At 25.2% G+C, this 16,515-nt stretch carries 14 protein-coding genes and 1 other annotated feature; of the genes, 8 read left to right on the top strand and 6 right to left on the bottom strand.

Features of this window, described 5'->3' with window-relative positions; all coding sequences use genetic code 11:
- Positions 1-29: 29 nt before the first annotated feature.
- The 4 genes from BUA70_RS07045 (at position 30) to BUA70_RS07030 (ending at position 4,482) form a co-directional block, all read left to right on the top strand.
- The gene (locus BUA70_RS07045; RefSeq protein WP_072895459.1) at positions 30-539 is read left to right on the top strand and encodes a DUF2179 domain-containing protein; all 510 of its coding nucleotides are present in this window, start codon (positions 30-32) and stop codon (positions 537-539) included.
- 218 nt (positions 540-757) lie between these two features.
- Positions 758-1,019, top strand: a binding site (T-box leader).
- An 88-nt stretch (positions 1,020-1,107) separates the two neighbouring features.
- The gene (gene asnA / locus BUA70_RS07040; RefSeq protein ID WP_072895455.1) at positions 1,108-2,124 is read left to right on the top strand and encodes an aspartate--ammonia ligase; all 1,017 of its coding nucleotides are present in this window, start codon (positions 1,108-1,110) and stop codon (positions 2,122-2,124) included.
- Between the two features lie 263 nt (positions 2,125-2,387).
- The gene (locus tag BUA70_RS07035; RefSeq protein ID WP_072895452.1) at positions 2,388-3,920 is read left to right on the top strand and encodes a GTP pyrophosphokinase; all 1,533 of its coding nucleotides are present in this window, start codon (positions 2,388-2,390) and stop codon (positions 3,918-3,920) included.
- Positions 3,921-3,951: 31 nt separating this feature from the next.
- Positions 3,952-4,482: a YcxB family protein gene (locus BUA70_RS07030; protein ID WP_072895447.1), complete on the top strand. Its 531-nt coding sequence runs from the start codon at positions 3,952-3,954 to the stop codon at positions 4,480-4,482.
- A 98-nt stretch (positions 4,483-4,580) separates the two neighbouring features.
- Here the strand turns inward: BUA70_RS07030 and BUA70_RS07025 are convergent, their stop codons facing one another.
- Complete coding sequence (locus tag BUA70_RS07025; protein ID WP_072895444.1) at positions 4,581-4,850, bottom strand: GIY-YIG nuclease family protein; 270 nt, start codon at positions 4,848-4,850, stop codon at positions 4,581-4,583.
- A gap of 167 nt (positions 4,851-5,017) precedes the next feature.
- Between BUA70_RS07025 and BUA70_RS07020 the strand changes: the two genes are divergently transcribed.
- The 3 genes from BUA70_RS07020 to BUA70_RS07010 all read left to right on the top strand — a co-directional run bounded on the left by BUA70_RS07020 (position 5,018) and on the right by BUA70_RS07010 (position 11,369).
- Positions 5,018-5,737 carry a hypothetical protein gene (locus BUA70_RS07020; protein WP_072895441.1) on the top strand — a complete coding sequence of 240 codons (720 nt, stop codon included), beginning with the start codon at positions 5,018-5,020 and terminating at the stop codon, positions 5,735-5,737.
- A gap of 142 nt (positions 5,738-5,879) precedes the next feature.
- Entirely contained in the window at positions 5,880-7,601 is a 1,722-nt protein-coding gene (locus tag BUA70_RS07015; RefSeq protein WP_072895437.1) for a ferredoxin hydrogenase, read from the top strand.
- Between the two features lie 213 nt (positions 7,602-7,814).
- The gene (locus tag BUA70_RS07010; protein WP_072895433.1) at positions 7,815-11,369 is read left to right on the top strand and encodes a 5'-nucleotidase C-terminal domain-containing protein; all 3,555 of its coding nucleotides are present in this window, start codon (positions 7,815-7,817) and stop codon (positions 11,367-11,369) included.
- Between the two features lie 101 nt (positions 11,370-11,470).
- Here BUA70_RS07010 and BUA70_RS13150 read toward each other — a convergent pair whose 3' ends face one another.
- The 4 genes from BUA70_RS13150 to BUA70_RS06995 all read right to left on the bottom strand — a co-directional run bounded on the left by BUA70_RS13150 (position 11,471) and on the right by BUA70_RS06995 (position 14,076).
- Positions 11,471-11,629, bottom strand: a complete 159-nt coding sequence (locus BUA70_RS13150; protein WP_172607472.1) for a hypothetical protein — start codon at positions 11,627-11,629, stop codon at positions 11,471-11,473.
- A gap of 131 nt (positions 11,630-11,760) precedes the next feature.
- On the bottom strand, positions 11,761-12,525 hold the full coding sequence (bioD, locus tag BUA70_RS07005; RefSeq protein ID WP_072895429.1) for a dethiobiotin synthase: 765 nt from the start codon (positions 12,523-12,525) through the stop codon (positions 11,761-11,763).
- Positions 12,518-13,501 carry a biotin synthase BioB gene (gene bioB, locus BUA70_RS07000; protein ID WP_072895425.1) on the bottom strand — a complete coding sequence of 328 codons (984 nt, stop codon included), beginning with the start codon at positions 13,499-13,501 and terminating at the stop codon, positions 12,518-12,520. The genes bioD and bioB overlap by 8 nt, the downstream gene beginning before the upstream one ends.
- Positions 13,502-13,512: 11 nt before the next feature.
- Positions 13,513-14,076, bottom strand: coding sequence for a biotin transporter BioY (locus BUA70_RS06995; protein WP_072895422.1), 564 nt, complete (start codon positions 14,074-14,076; stop codon positions 13,513-13,515).
- Between the two features lie 237 nt (positions 14,077-14,313).
- Between BUA70_RS06995 and BUA70_RS06990 the strand changes: the two genes are divergently transcribed.
- The gene (locus BUA70_RS06990) at positions 14,314-15,486 is read left to right on the top strand and encodes a MalY/PatB family protein (RefSeq protein ID WP_072895419.1); all 1,173 of its coding nucleotides are present in this window, start codon (positions 14,314-14,316) and stop codon (positions 15,484-15,486) included.
- Positions 15,487-15,605: 119 nt separating this feature from the next.
- On the opposite strand, the gene BUA70_RS06985 is transcribed toward BUA70_RS06990, so the two are convergent.
- On the bottom strand, positions 15,606-16,515 hold a 910-nt coding region (locus BUA70_RS06985; RefSeq protein WP_143762336.1), incomplete at its 5' end, for a helix-turn-helix transcriptional regulator.

The raw sequence follows: 16,515 nt of genomic DNA, 5'->3' as shown, positions 1-16,515 counted from the left end.
TAATAAAAATATAGCATGGGGGCTTTAATATGTTAATGTATATTGTTATTTTTATATCTAAAATAATTGAAGTATCCTTAACTACTATTAGAACAGTAATGATAACAAGAGGAGAAAAACTAATAGCATCTGTAATTGGCTTTTTTGAAGTTGTAATTTGGTTATTAATAGTTGGAGATGTATTAGAAGGAATACAAGATGATCCTTGGAAAATGTTAGCCTATGCTTTAGGATTTGCTTGTGGCAATTATATAGGATCAATTATAGAAGAAAAATTAGCAATAGGACTATTAACTATTAATGTTATTGTATCAGAAAAAGATGGAAAGGCTATGATGAATCTTTTAAGAAATGCAGGCCTTGGAGTTACAATACTAGATGCCTCTGGGCTTAAAGAAAATAAAAAGGTTTTAATAATACATGCTAAAAGAAAAAGAAAAGATGAGATTATAAGTTTAATAGAAAATAGTAATATAAAAGCAGTAATTTCAGTTACTGATACTAAGACAGTATATGGTGGATATGGATTGAAAAAATAAAATGGTTTATGGGAAATTAAAGGAGATGTAAAACTACATCTCCTTTAATTTATTAATATTATAAAATTATTTATATAAAAATATTTAAGAAAAAGTATGAAATTTTTAATAAAATAGGTTTATATATTAGAAAAAAAGAATATAATATATAAAAAAGTTTTAATTTAATATTGACATTAATATTTTAAGATGATAATATAAATGCAACAAGTTAATAGAAAAAAGCAAAGATGAGAAGAAGTAATTATTAGAACTGGTTTAAGCGAGTAGATGATGGTGAAAGATCTATACTAAGCTAGTAATGAATAACATCTCGGAGCTTCCAATGGAAATTTAATTTTTAAAAAGTACACTTGGACGGAACCATCCTGTTAGAAAATGGACAGTATCGAATAAGTTTAAATTCTGTACTGGTTAAGGAGAACTTGTTATTTAGTTAATTTAGGTGGTACCGCGGAAGATATACCTTTCGTCCTAGTTTTGTAGGATGAAGGGTTTTTTTATATTTAAAATAAATTACTTTGCAAAGTATAAAATAAACATATGAAAAATAATAGGAGGAGCAAAAATGGGATTAGATAGATTAATTTTACCAGAAAAATATGAAACAAAATTAGGCTTAAAGGATACAGAGATAGCAATTAAAAAATTAAAAGATTTTTTTGAAGCTGAATTATCAAAGGTATTAAACTTAACAAGAGTTTCAGCACCTTTATTTGTAAAAAAAGAAACTGGGGTTAATGATAATTTAAATGGAACAGAAAGACCTGTTGCTTTTAACATGAAAGAAGCTAAGGATGATGAAATAGAAATAGTTCATTCATTAGCTAAATGGAAAAGAATGGTTTTGTATAGATATGGCTTTAAAAATGAAGAAGGTTTATATACAGATATGAATGCCATAAGAAGAGATGAAGATTTAGATAATATTCACTCTATATATGTAGATCAATGGGACTGGGAAAAGGTTATAGATAAAAAAGATAGAACAGAAGAAAAGCTAAGAGAAATTGTAAAATCAATTTATGGAGTATTTAAAAAAACAGAGAAATTTATTTGCAGTGAATATAAAGGCATAGAAGAAATTCTTCCAGAAGATATTTATTTTGTAACTGCCCAAGAATTAGAAAATAAGTATCCAAACCTTTCAGCTAAAGAAAGAGAAAATGCTATATGTAAGGAAAAGAAAGCAGTATTTATAAAAGGTATTGGTGGAGAGTTAGAGTCAGGAGAAAAGCATGATGGAAGATCACCAGATTATGATGATTGGAACTTAAATGGAGATATATTATTTTATTATCCAGTACTAGATATGGCTTTAGAGCTTTCATCAATGGGAATAAGAGTAGATGAAGAAGCTTTAGAAAGACAATTAAAAATAGCAAATTGTGAAGATAGAAAAGAATTAGATTTTCATAAGAAACTTTTACAAGGAGAACTTCCATACACTGTAGGCGGTGGAATTGGACAATCAAGAATTTGTATGTTCTTTTTAAGAAAAGCACATATAGGAGAAGTTCAATCATCTATATGGACAGAGGATATGATAAAAGAATGTGAGAAAAATAATATAGTATTACTATAATAAGATATATTAAAACAATTTAAATTTATTTGGTAATTATTTATAATAAAGAATAAACACTATCAAAGTTTAATACTATGATAGTGTTTATTTAAATTATAAAATAATATTAGTAAATTTATGAATAAAAGTATATTAAAAGAAAAGTCCATAGTTACCTATAGTATTTTTGAAACAAATTTGCCATAATATAAGTATATAATTATTAACATAGCATTTATGCATTTAAATATAAAGAACTTTAAACAATTATGGAGGACGCTATGGAATTGAAGATTTTTGAGTTTATAGATGAGGTTGTAAATGATTTAGAAGAGTCTAATGAAAAATTTGAATATATAGCTAATGAAATAAAAATTTATTTTGAAGAAGTATTAAGTCATTATGGAGATGGGTATTTAAACATAAATTCTAGAGTTAAATCTACTGAAAGTTTAAAGGAAAAAATACTTAGAAACAATTATTATAAAAAATTCAGTAGCTCTAAAGAACTTTTTTATAATCTTTCTGATTTAATAGGTACAAGAATTGAATGTAGATTTATTAATGATGAGAAAAAAATATATCATCTAATTAAAAATTATTTTTATAAAACTAATGGGGATGGCTTTTATTATAATCCTATTAATAAAAAAATATTTTTAGAACTAGCTGGAAAACAGCCTCAATTACAAAAAAATGGTTTCGAAATTTATAGAATAGATGGTGTTTACATAGATGGAGAAGAAAGAGTTAGATTTGAACTTCAAATAAAATCCCTAGTTAACGTCTTTTGGGGAGAAATAGAACATAAAATAATATATAAAAACTTTAATTACATGCTTACTGATAATTTTCTAAAACAAATAATGAGTTCTTTAAAAAAGAACTTAGCAATGATAGATAATGAACTTCTAATTATTTATGAACAATTTAATAGAATAGATTCTGAAAAAACAGACATAAGAAAAGAACTTATACAAGGAGTGCTTGCAAAAGGTATATATGATTTATTTTCAGAGAGAATGAAAACTTCTATAGGTTTTGTAATAGACTTTAAAAAATCCTGTGAAACAGTTATGAAATATATTTTTAGATCTAATTATGTAACAGATGTACAAGAATATACAGCTACTTTGTTAAATACTTTAAAAAGATTAAATGAATTATCTTATGATAATGTAGATTTTTCTCAGGAAATTATTTTTGAGAGGGAAATAGAGTTTGAAGACGATTTTTCTAAAATAGTAGGACAAACATTATTAAAATCAATAAATGAAGATTTTCAGTGGAATCTTTTCTTTAAAATATTATTTCATATAGAGCCTGGAGACAATGTAGAAGATTTTTATAGTTTTATCTTATTTTTTAAAGATTTATTTTACACAACAGAAGGAGCTAAATCTTTAATCAAAGCCTTTGGTGAAGATAAGGGAAGAGAAATAAGTGAAGGATTATTAAAAGAATTAGCAATTTGTTTTAAAAAAGTAGATTCAATAGAATTCATATATGATAATAATATAGAATCTATAAATGAGTGCATAATAAATTTTATAAATATTATAGTTAACAATGTAAGAGATTATAATCAATGGCTACAAGTTAAAACTATTTTCTTTAAATTATTTAGAGTTAATATATTAACTATATTTAATGAAAAAGTAGATAAAAAAATAATAAAGGATTTGATAGAGGAAATTAAATATTGTCCAATAAATATGGATATACAAAAAGAATTTTTGAATCCTTTAGATAGACTAGACTTTTTATGTGAATTAAAAGATAATGAAATAGAAAGTTTTTTTAAAGTTTTATAAATTATATATTTTTAAAATAGGGGGAAAGATAGTGGAAATTAGATTTAATATAAATGAAGAGGATTTGATACAATATAATTTGTATCAAGCAAGTACATTAAAAAGTATCAAAAGAGCAGTAATGCTTCAAAGATTTGTACCAGCTGTAATATTTATAGTTGCAGGTTTTTTATTTTCCAATAAGGATTCTAGTAGCTACTATATATCTATAATGTCTTTTGTTTTATTAGCTATAATATGGATTGGGTTTTATCCTTTATATTTTAAAAGACATGTTACAAAAAGTATGAATAAGATATTTAAAAAGGATGAATCTAAGAAACTTTTTGGAAACTATTCTATAAAATTAGATGACAAAAGAGTATTAGAAATATCACCAAGTGGTAAAAATTCAACAGATTGGGAAAAAATTAAGGGGTTAGTAGAGTATAAAGGATATTTATTTATAATTTTAACAGAGCTAACAGCTTATATAGTTCCACCTAAAGCTTTTAAAGACGAAAACAAAAAGCAAGATTTTGTAAAACTTATAAATAATAAAATAAAAAATAATGAAGTATAATATAGTTTATATTAATAAGCTGTATCAAATATCTTACCGATTATATATTTTAGATGGTTTAGATTTTGATACAGCTTTTTATAAAATTAATTTGAATTTTATAGTATTTTATTTATTTCATTTAATGAAGAATTTATTAGAATTAATTTATCTCTTCTATTTAAGTTTTTTATTAAGTATTCTTCTTTTTGAGCATCTATTTTAGAGGAAAAGGCTTTCATAAAAACTAATTTTACAGGTCTTCTACCTCTAGTATATTTAGCTCCCTTTTTAGAATAATTATGCTCATAAAGTCTTCTTTTTATATCTGTTGTCCAACCTGTATATAATGTATCATCACAACATATAACTATATAAACGTAGGCCATAAAAACTCCTTATCTTAAAATATATTTCTTTATTTATGCTTAGGTTTTATTATTGTTATTTTAGTATATAAGCATTAACTTAAATGCATGGAATTTATTTGTAAATTATTAATAAGTTTACTTAACTATGATAAAATATCATTTATAAAGAGGAGGTTGTTATAATTATGGAATTTATAAAAAAGTTTAAAAGCAACATAATAGTATTATCTATATTTATATTTGCTTTTTTAATAACATTAATAAAAAATTTATTTTTTACGAGATATATACATTATGAGAGTATTTTAATAGCTTTGGTACCATTAATATTATATAGTATATCTTTATATATTGTAGTAAAAAATAATAAGAAGATTAAATGGACAAGATTTTCAAATTTTTTTAATTTAATACTTTTTTTATTAATAGTAATAATTAATTTTTTTTATATATCCTTTAAAGATTCTACAGGAACTATTAAAAATATTAGTTCCTATAATAGAATATTAAGGATTTATAATTATGATGAAAATCCACTTATAAATCATTTTCCTGTATCAATTCCTAAAGATGCTTCTGATATAGAGTTTTTAGAACATCCTCAATTTTTACAAGGATCTGCACAGATGTATTTAAAATATAAACTTCCAGAAGAGAAATTTAAAAATTTAGATAAAAAGTTAATAGAGAAAAATTATAAAGAAATAGATAACTTCTCAGAAGTTGCTGAAGAAATTGAAATTCCTAAATCAGTTAAAGAATTTTTAAATAATGGTAGTAGTAAATACAAGATATTCTTAGTAGATAAAGAAGATTATGAAAATAATTTAAGTAATGGTGGAACCTTTGGAATAGCTTTAAATTACTCTAATAGTTCTGTAATGTATTGGAGTGAAAGCTTATAGAAAATTATACAATTATAGTATTAATATGACTAAAAATCTAATATTATGTAATAATTATAATTAATTAGTAGTGACTTTGCTTTTGAATTGTAGTAAAATTTAATAGGATTTCTATACTTATTTAAATTTTAGAGGTGAACTTATGAAAAAAGTCATTATTAATGGAGTTTTAATTGAAGAAAGTAAAGATATAACAATCTTAGAATTAGCTAAAGCAAACAAAATAGATATTCCTAATTTATGTTTTTTAAAAGACTGTAATGGTGGAAATAACTGTGGAATATGCGGGGTAGAAGTAGAGGGAGAAAAAAATCTAATTACTGCATGTAATACTATAATTAAAGATGGAATGGTAATAAATACAAAATCAGAAAGAGTTTTAGAAAATGCAAAAGAAAAAGTTTCAAAATTATTAGATACTCATGAATTTAAATGTGGTCCATGTAAGAGGAGAGAGAATTGTGAGTTTTTAAAAATTGTTATAAAAACTAAAGGAAGAGCATCTAAACCATTTATTGTGGAAAATAAAAAAGATTATATAGATGATAGAAGTAAATCATTAGTTATAGATAGAAGTAAATGTGTTAAATGTGGTAGATGCGTTGCGGCTTGTAAAGCTAAAACAGGAACAGAGTCAATAGAATTTTATAAAAAAGATGATGTAAAGATTATAAGACCTAAAAATGGTATTTCTTTTGATGAAGGAAAATGTCTGCTTTGTGGACAATGTGTAATGGCATGCCCTGTAGATGCTTTATATGAAAAATCACACATAGAAAGAGTAAAGGAAGCCTTAGAAGACCCTAAAAAACATGTTTTAGTAGCTATAGCTCCATCAGTAAGAACTGCTATGGGTGAACTTTTTGGAATGGGTTATGGAGTAGATGTTACTGGAAAATTATATTCTGCTTTAAGACTTTTAGGGTTTGATAAAATTTTTGATATAAATTTTGGTGCAGATATGACAATAATGGAAGAGACTACAGAGCTTTTAGAAAGAATAAAAAATAATGGTCCTTTTCCAATGTTTACATCTTGTTGTCCAGCATGGGTAAGACAGGTTGAAAATTATTATCCTAATTATTTAGAAAATTTATCTACAGCTAAATCACCGCAGCAGATTTTTGGTACTGCAACTAAAACTTATTATCCACATATAGAGGATATTGATCCTAAAAATGTATTTACTGTAACAATAATGCCTTGTACTGCTAAAAAATTTGAAGCTGATAGAGAAGAGATGAAATATAAAGAATATAGAGACATAGATGCTGTAATTACAACAAGAGAACTAGCAAGGTTTATAAAAGAGAAGAAAATAGATTTTAAAAACTTAGAAGATAGTGAATGTGACCCTGCAATGGGAGAGTACACTGGTGCAGGAGCTATATTTGGAGCCACTGGAGGGGTTATGGAAGCTGCTTTAAGAACTGCTAAGGATTTTATAGAAAATCAAGATCTTTCAAATATTGAATATAAAATGGTAAGAGGATTAAAGGGAATAAAAGAAGCAAAGGTAATATTAAATAATAAAGAATATAATATTGCAGTAGTAAATGGAGCAAAAAATTTAAAAGAATTTATGGATTCTGATAATTTAAACAAAAAGCAATATCATTTTATAGAGGTTATGGCCTGTGAAGGGGGATGTGTAAATGGAGGTGGACAACCACATATTTCATCTAGCGAAAGAGAAAATATTAATATTAGGGAGGTTAGAGCATCTGTATTATATAATCAGGATAGAAACCTTAAAAAGAGAAAATCTCATGAAAATACTGCTTTAATAAAAATGTATAAAACTTACTTTGGAGAAGCCGGTAAGGGTAAGGCTCATGAATTATTACATCATAAGTATAAATAATAATTTAATTTACATAATATAATATTAATAAAATATTGAAACATACTTTCTTTAATTTATAAAGTTAAAAATAAAGTTAACTTTTAGTTAGAGAAAGTATTTTTTTTTGTAGAATATGATAGAATTTGTTGGAAAAAAGAATAAATGATGTTATAATTAATAACATGTAAACAATTACACATTATTTTAATAAATGGTTGGGAGGAGTTTATATTGAAGAAAAAACAAGTTGCAAAGAAATTTATGACATTTTTAGTGGCATTTATTATGGTAATTTCTTTAATAACACCATTTGATGTTACAAAAGTATTAGCGGCAGAGAATAATATTACTCTTCAAATACTTGCTACATCAGATGTTCATGGTAGATTTATGCCATATGATTATGCAACTGATTCAAAAGATTTAAGAGGAAGTTTAGCGCAAGTAGCTACAAAAGTTAAAGAATTAAGGAAAAATAATCCTAATACAATTTTAATAGACAATGGGGACTCTATACAGGATAATTCATCAGCTCTATTTATAAATGATAATCCACATCCAATGATGTTTGCTATGAATAAAATAGGCTATGATGTATGGGTATTAGGAAATCATGAGTTTAATTATGGAATTGATAATCTTAATAAAATAAGCAGTCAATTTAAAGGTGCTGTATTATCAGGAAACCTTTACAAAAATGGAAATAGACAAAAAGATCCTTATAAAATAATGGAAATTGGAACAGAAAAAGAGAAAGTTAAAGTTGGAATAATAGGTTTAACTAATCCTAATATAAAAAGATGGGATGGTCCATTACTAAAAAATTATGAAGTAAGAGATGTATCTAAGGAAGCAAGAAAATATGCTGATGAAATAAAAGATAAAGTAGATATAATAATAATATCATGTCATGTGGGAGAAAACACAGAATATAGCAATACAGATTCAGCAAGAGAAATAGCTAAGGCTGTTCCAGAAGCTGCTTTAGTAATAGCAGGCCATGCACATACTTCCGTTAATACAAGAGAAGGAAATGTTTTAATAGTAGAACCTAATAAATGGGCTAGGGAAATTTCAAAAGTTGATATTACTTTAACAAAAAATCAAGATGGAAAATATGTTTTAGAAAATCAATTAAAAGATGTTAAAGGCCAAGCTATTTCTATGAATAACATAGAACCAGATAAAGAATTAGTAGAGGCTTTAAAACCTTCTCATGAAAAAGCTTTAAAAGATGCAGGCACAGTTATTGGAGAATTAAAAGGTGGAGATTTAGTACCTCCAAATGAAATAAAAGGTATTACACAGTCACAAATCCAAGATACTGCAATGATTGATCTTATAAATAAAGCTCAATTAAAATATAGTGGAGCAGATGTATCTGCAGCAGCAGTATTTAAAAATGATGCCAATATGAAAAAAGGCCCTATAACTAAGTCCGGAATGACATCTATATATAAATTTGATAATACTTTAATAGGACTTGAAGTTACAGGAAAACAACTAAAAAAATATATGGAATGGACAGCTAATTACTTTAATACTTATAAAGATGGAGATTTAACTGTATCATTTAATCCTGAATTTAGAGGATATTTATACGATATGTTTTCTGGTGTAAATTATGATATAGATATATCTAAGAATCCAGGAGAAAGAATAACGAATTTAACATATTCTAAAAATGGTGTTTCAGTTAAAGATACTGATAAAATAAAACTTTGTATAAATAACTATAGAGCATCATCAAACCTTTTAGGGGACTTATTTAAAGGAGAAAATATACCTGTATATTTTGACTCAGAGAAATTATGGGGCGATGATGGAAGAATTAGAGATTTAATAAGACGTTACATATTAGAAGAAAAAGGTGGAGTTATTACTCCAGAAGTTGATAATAACTGGAAGATAGTAGGAAACAATTGGGATAAGGACAAAAGAGAAAAAGCTAAGGAATTAATAAATAATGGAACAATAGCTTTGCCAGAAAATAATTCAAGAGCTATAACATGGAATGATTTAAAATCAGTAGTATCTAGTGAAGATAAAATTATTGATGTTTTATCCATTAATGATTTACATGGTTCATTAATGGAACATGGTAAAAATATCGGGGTTGCTAAATTAGCAGCTCAAATTAAAAAGTTAAAAAGTGAAAATCCAAACACAATTATGGTAGCTGGAGGAGACCTTTACCAAGGTAGTGCTATGTCTAATTTATTAAAGGGAGAGCCTATTACAAAGTTCTTAAAGGAAGTAGGAGTTGAAATATCAGCAGTAGGTAATCATGAATTTGACTGGGGAAGAGAACTTATTCCTAAATGGGCAAAAGAAGGTGGCTTTGAATTCATAGCTTCTAATATATATGATGAAAAAACTAATAAGCCAGTAGATTGGGCTTTACCATATAAAGTTATTGAAAAAGATGGAAAGAAAATAGGATTTATAGGACTTGCAACTCCAGAAACTGCCTTTAAAACTAAACCAGATAATGTAAAGGGATTAGAATTTAAAGATCCAGCAGAAAGTGCTAATTATTGGGCAAAATATTTAAAAGATAAGGAAAATGTAGATGCAGTATTAATTTTAAGTCATATAGGAGGAATGCAAAATCAAGATACTAAGGAGATAACAGGAGAAGTTGCAGATTTAGCTAATAAAGTTAAAGGAGTAGATGCTATAATTTCTGCTCATACTCATCAATTTTTAGATGGGGAGGTAAATAATATTCCAATTATACAAGCTATGTGTAATGGAAGAGCTTTAGCAAAAATTTCTTTAGTATTTGATAAAAATGGTAATTTAGCAGTAAAACATTCAGTAGATCAACTTTATAAAAGAGTAAAAGAGTTACCAGTAGATTCAAATACTGAAGCTATTGTTAATAAATATAATGAACAATTAAAACCTATTTTAAGTGAAGTTGTATGTAATGTTGATTGTGAATTACCTCATGATAGATGGCTTGGATTATCTCCATTAGGACAGTTTATGACTAAGTATATGACAGAAGTTACAAATACTAAGATAGGAATTACTAATGGTGGAGGATTAAGAAGACCTTTAAATAAGGGTGATATAACTGTTGGTGATTTATGGGAAGTTATGCCTTTTGACAATACACTTGTTACTATGAATCTTAAAGGATCAGACCTTAAGCGAGTATTAGAAAATGGAATAGAAAATACTCAAATAGGTTGGGGTCAATTTTATGGTGTAAAAGTTTATTATGATAAAAATGCTAAAGAAGGAAACAGAATAACTTCAATGAGATTATTAGATGGAACAAAAATTGATGATGATAAATACTATCCTGTAGTAACTAACGATTTTATGTATGCAAATGGAGATAATTATGATTTTTCTGGAGCAAAAGATGTAGTAGATACAGGAGAGCCTATAAGAGATGCTATAATGAACAAACTTAAAGAGGTTAAAAATGTTCCATTTAAGTTTGATGATAGTACTTTAGTAGCTGGAGTAGATCCAAAATTAAATGATAACGAAGTGGTAAATCCATCACAAGATATAAAACCAAATGAAAATAATGATACTATTAATAATAATGAAGTTATTACTGAAAGTCCAAATGAAAGTATTTTAGATGACAATAATCAAAATAAAGATAATAAGGTTTCAAAAACTAATAAGAATAACAAAAAATCAGATATTCCAAAGACAGGATCTATAGTAGGAACAAATGAAGCAGCAGAATTAGGAATGGCATTAATAATTCTTGGAATATTTGTAGAAATTGATAAGAAAAGAAAAAGAAAAATATCATAATAAAAAATAAAAGGAGCATTTTTAAATGCTCCTTTTATTTTAATAAATTATAAATAATATTTAAAACTAAATTGTGATTTATAATTTTAGTATTAAATTTTTTATTCAGCATCTACATCTAAATCATTTTTTAAAGTTGTAGTCCACTGATTATCTGTAGCAGTTTTTTCTTTTGAATTAGAAGAAACACACTTTTTATTAGAATTTTCAACAGTTGAAACCCATTGATTATTTGTAGCAGATTTTAAAGCTTTTTTCATAGCATAAACCTCCTTTATTTTATTAATTTTATTTTTTACTAATAAGAGATTTAAATACTATGAAATCAATTAATAAATTGAGTATATATGTTAATTTAAAATTATATATTTACAAAATTTAATTTAATATATTAAATTTCTGACATAACATTAATTAAATCCTCTACTTTTAAGGATTTTTTTATAGATGTTTTTAACTCTTTAAAAAAAGATTCTTTATCGTTTTTATTAGAAATTTTATTTATTTTTGCAAGTATTGGAACAGTAGTTAAGCTAGTTATAATATCTATATTATCATTGCATAAGTCCGTATTTTCGTATTCATTAACTATAATTCCTTTTATATTAATGCCTACAGATTCTAAGTATTTTATTGTTAATAAAGTATGATTTATAGTTCCTAAAGAAACTCTAGTAACTATGATTACATCCATATTTAAATCCTTAATAAGATCTTCTAATAAATAAAAGTTATTATTTAATTTATTAGAATTATTTATGATTTTTCCTATATTTTTAATTAAGGGGCATATTATTCCACCACTACCTTCAGCTATAATATAGTCGTATTTTTCTTTTAAGATTTTATAAGAATTTTTGATTTTATTAATATCTATAGGATTATTTTCTATAATACTAGCTAAATGTGGGGATACAGCAGTTTTATATACATAAGGAGTTAAAAGATTATAATCTTCATTAAGATTACTAAGCTTACACACTATATCTGTATCAATTGGAATGAGCTTGTCACCTGATGATTCAGCTCCACTTAAGGCAGCTTTAAAATAAGTGCTATTATAACTATTAGAACGAAGAAGATACATTAAGGCGGCAGTTATTATAGTTTTACCTACATTAGTATCAGTACCAGTTATAAATATTCCTTTAGTCATTTTTCTTAACCTCCAAATTTAAAGATTTAATCATTTTTATATCATCTTTAATTTTATTTCCAGAAGTAGTTAGGTAATTTCCTGTTATAGTAGCATTAGCACCGGCTAAAAAGCATTTTTTTCCATAATCTTTTATAAGATTTCTTCCACCAGCTAATCTTATATATGCTTTAGGATTTATAAACCTAAATATAGATATTGTTTTTAGAATTTCTTCTTCACATAAAGGTTTAGAATTTTCTAAAGGTGTTCCTTTAATAGGATTTAATATATTTATAGGAATTGAATGGACATTAAGCTTATTAAGTAAGAATGCTAAATCTAATCTATCGTTAAAGGTCTCACCAAGACCTATAATTCCACCGGAACAAACTTTTAATCCAGCTTTTTGAGCCAATTTTATAGTTTTTATTCTTTCCTCATAAGAATGGGTTGTACATATTTTAGGATAAAAATTTTCGCTGGTTTCTAAGTTATGATGATAAAGTAAAACACCAGAATTTTTTAAATCTATTAAATTACATATATTTAGAATTCCTAAAGATGCACATAAAGATATATTTGTATCTTTATTTAGATTTTTATAAATTTCTAAAATTTTAAAGAAATCATCTCCAGCTAAACCTCTACCACTAGTAACTAAAGAGAACCTACTACATCCTTCTAATTGATTTTCCCTGGCCTCTTTTAGTACTTTTTCATAAGATACTAATTCATGTTCTAAAATATTAGTTTTATAGTGAGCTGATTGAGCACAAAACTTACAGTCTTCTGAACATTTACCACATTTACCATTGATTATAGAACAAAGATCAACTTTTTTTCCATTAAAAAATAAATTAATTTTATATGCAGAATTCATTAATTGATCTAAATCTTTTTCATTTTCAATAGTGGATAATTTTAAAGCTTCATTGTAGGTTATTATATAACCTTTTTTTATTTTGCTTTCTAAAGTTTTTATAAATTTTATCATGAAATTCTCCTTTAAGCTGATTGAGATTTAAGTACGCTTTTTTTTCTAAAATAAGGTACTATTCTAATTGCAAGTAAAGAACCAGCAAAGCATACAATAATATCCCCACCTAAACATAATAAAGCTCCATATTTTATAGCCCACGCTATTGATTTTACTTGACCTAAATATAGATTATAAATTTCATAAAGATATACTACACCTAAAGTATATACAATTATTAGTCCTATGATAGATATAAAAAAAGCTTTTTGCATAGTTAAAGTTTTTATATTTTCAGTTATCTTTCCAATTACATAAGCAGCAACTATAAAGCCTATAAGATATCCAAAGGTTGGTTTAAATATATAACTAGGACCACCGCCTTCAGTAAATACTGGTATTCCTATAAGTCCTATAAACACATAAACTATTTGAGATAAGGCACCTAATCTACTTCCAAGAACCATTCCCGCTAAAGCACAGAAAAGATATTGAAGAGTAAAAGGTACATAAGGAATGGGAATTCTAATAAAAGCTCCTATAGCTGTAAGTGCTGCGAATATAGATACTAAAATTAAATTTTTAGTTTTCATAAATTACCTCCAAAATTATTTTGATATTCAAAGTATTTTTATATTATAATTGAAAAATATAAATTAGTCATTATTTTAAGAACAAAATTAACAAAAACTTTTGAAATTATTAATAATTTCATATTTAAATTAAAGAGAGATAGACTATTTTAAATATATATATTTAAATAGATGGAAATATATTATAATTTAGTTAGAGAATTAAATTTTGGGGTAATGCCATTGGAGGTACTAACAATGTATAATTTCGATGAAAATAAAAGAAGAACTGGTACAGGTTCTGTAAAATGGGATTTTTGTAAAGAAGGAATAGGCTATGAAGATGTTATTCCTTTATGGGTAGCTGATATGGATTTTGAGTCACCTAAAGAAATAAAAAATGAAATGGCAAAAAGAGTTAATCACGGCATATTTGGATATAGTGAAAAAAGTGAAGAGTTTTATAAATCTTTAATAAATTGGTATAAGGAAAATCAAGGAATAGATATAAAAAAAGAATGGATTAGTGTTTCACCTAACTTGGTTTTTGCTTTAGGTCTTATAGTTAAAGCTTTTTCAAAGGAAGGAGATAGAATTTTAATTCAACCACCAGTATATCATCAATTTAAGAAGGTGATTTTAAATAATAATAGAAAAGTTGTGGAAAATCCTTTGGTTTTAAAAGAAAATAAATATGAAATTGATTTCAATGATTTGGAAAATAAAATAAAAGAAAACAATGCTAAGATATTTATATTATGCAATCCGCATAATCCAGTAGGAAGGGTATGGAATAAATCAGAAATTAAAAACATAATAAAAATATGTAAAAAATATAATGTGCTATTAGTTAGTGATGAAATTCATGGTGATTTAGTTTTTGATAAAGAAAAATTTATAAGTTTATTAAAGTATGAGAAAGAATTTAAAGATAATCTAATAGTTTTAAATTCTGCTAGTAAAACTTTTAATTTAGGAGGATTACATTTAGGTAATATAATAATTCCTAATAATAAGACTAAAGAAAAATATGATGAAGAGCTTAGTAAAAGTGGAATGGAAAGACCTAATATTTTTGGGATAGTAGCGTCAGAAGCAGGATATAAATATGGTGCTTCTTGGCTTGCAGAAGTAAAAAACTATATAAAAGGAAATATTAATTATTGCAAAAATTTTATAGAAAAAGAAATACCAAAATTAAAGATGATAGATACAGAGGCAACTTATTTAATTTGGATAGACTGTAGAAAATTGAATATGAGTGATAGTGAGTTAAGTAAATTTATAGGAGAAAAAGCAAAGCTTGGAGTAAATGATGGACCAGTCTTTGGTACTGGTGGTAGTGGCTTTATAAGGGTGAATGTTGCATGTCCAAGAATATTACTTGAAGAGGCTATGAATAGATTAAAAAAAGCTATTGATTTACTTTAAAAATAAATTTAATTAGATATTATAAATATATAAAGAGCTGTTTAAAATAAGGATTTTATTTTAAACAGCTCTTTTTTATAAAAAGTAAATTCATAATACATAATTAATAAAAATAATAATTAACAATTAATATTTTTAAATTTAGATGGAGGAATTCCCACATATTTTTTAAATAATTTGCTAAAATAATAGTAATCTTTATATCCAACCTCTTCAGAAACTTGTCCTATTTTTAAATTACTATCCTTTAATAATAATTTAGCTTTTTCAATACGTTTTTTTGTTGTGTATTCAACTAAATTATCACCAGTTATTTTTTTAAAGATAGAGCTTAGATGAGAAGCATTTATATAAAACTTATTTGATAAAAATTCTAAAGTTATATTTTGAGAAGAAAAATTATTATCTATATAATCTTTTATTCTAATAATAGTATATGCCGAATTAGGAAGGGGGGCTATTTTATTAGAATTAATTATAAGTTCTACTTTTTTTATCAAGAAATTTGTTAAATCATTAATGTTTTTATTTATATATAAAGAGTTATTAGTTAAGTAGTCAATATCTGATATTAAAGACTCTTTCTTATCCTCTAAATTATCATAATATAAAGCGGCAAATAAATCATTAATAAAGGATTTAAGAGCCATTATATCCTTAGATTTATCTATAAGATTTAAATAATTATTTATAATATCTTTAATTTTATTTAGATTTTTTGACTTTATAAGCACTATAAAATCATTTCTTAAGTTACTTGGTAAAATAAATTTATTACAATTTATATTATTAAAATGTATTAATGAGTTACTCTTAAAGAATATTCTAGAGGAAAAAGCTTTAAAGGATTCTAAAAATGCAGTTTTTAAATCCTTTAAATCAGTATAGATATTACTAAAAAAACAATAAGTTAAGATATTATTTTCAATTAAATTATTAAATAACTTATCTATTTGTTCAATTGATTCTATAGAACTTATTATTAATATTTTACTTGATTTTGTAAATCCTGAAATTACTTCATAGTTA

The sequence above is a fragment of the Clostridium fallax genome, from assembly GCF_900129365.1.
GTDB lineage: Bacteria > Bacillota > Clostridia > Clostridiales > Clostridiaceae > Clostridium_AH > Clostridium_AH fallax.
This window is presented reverse-complemented; position numbering and strand designations above follow the sequence as displayed.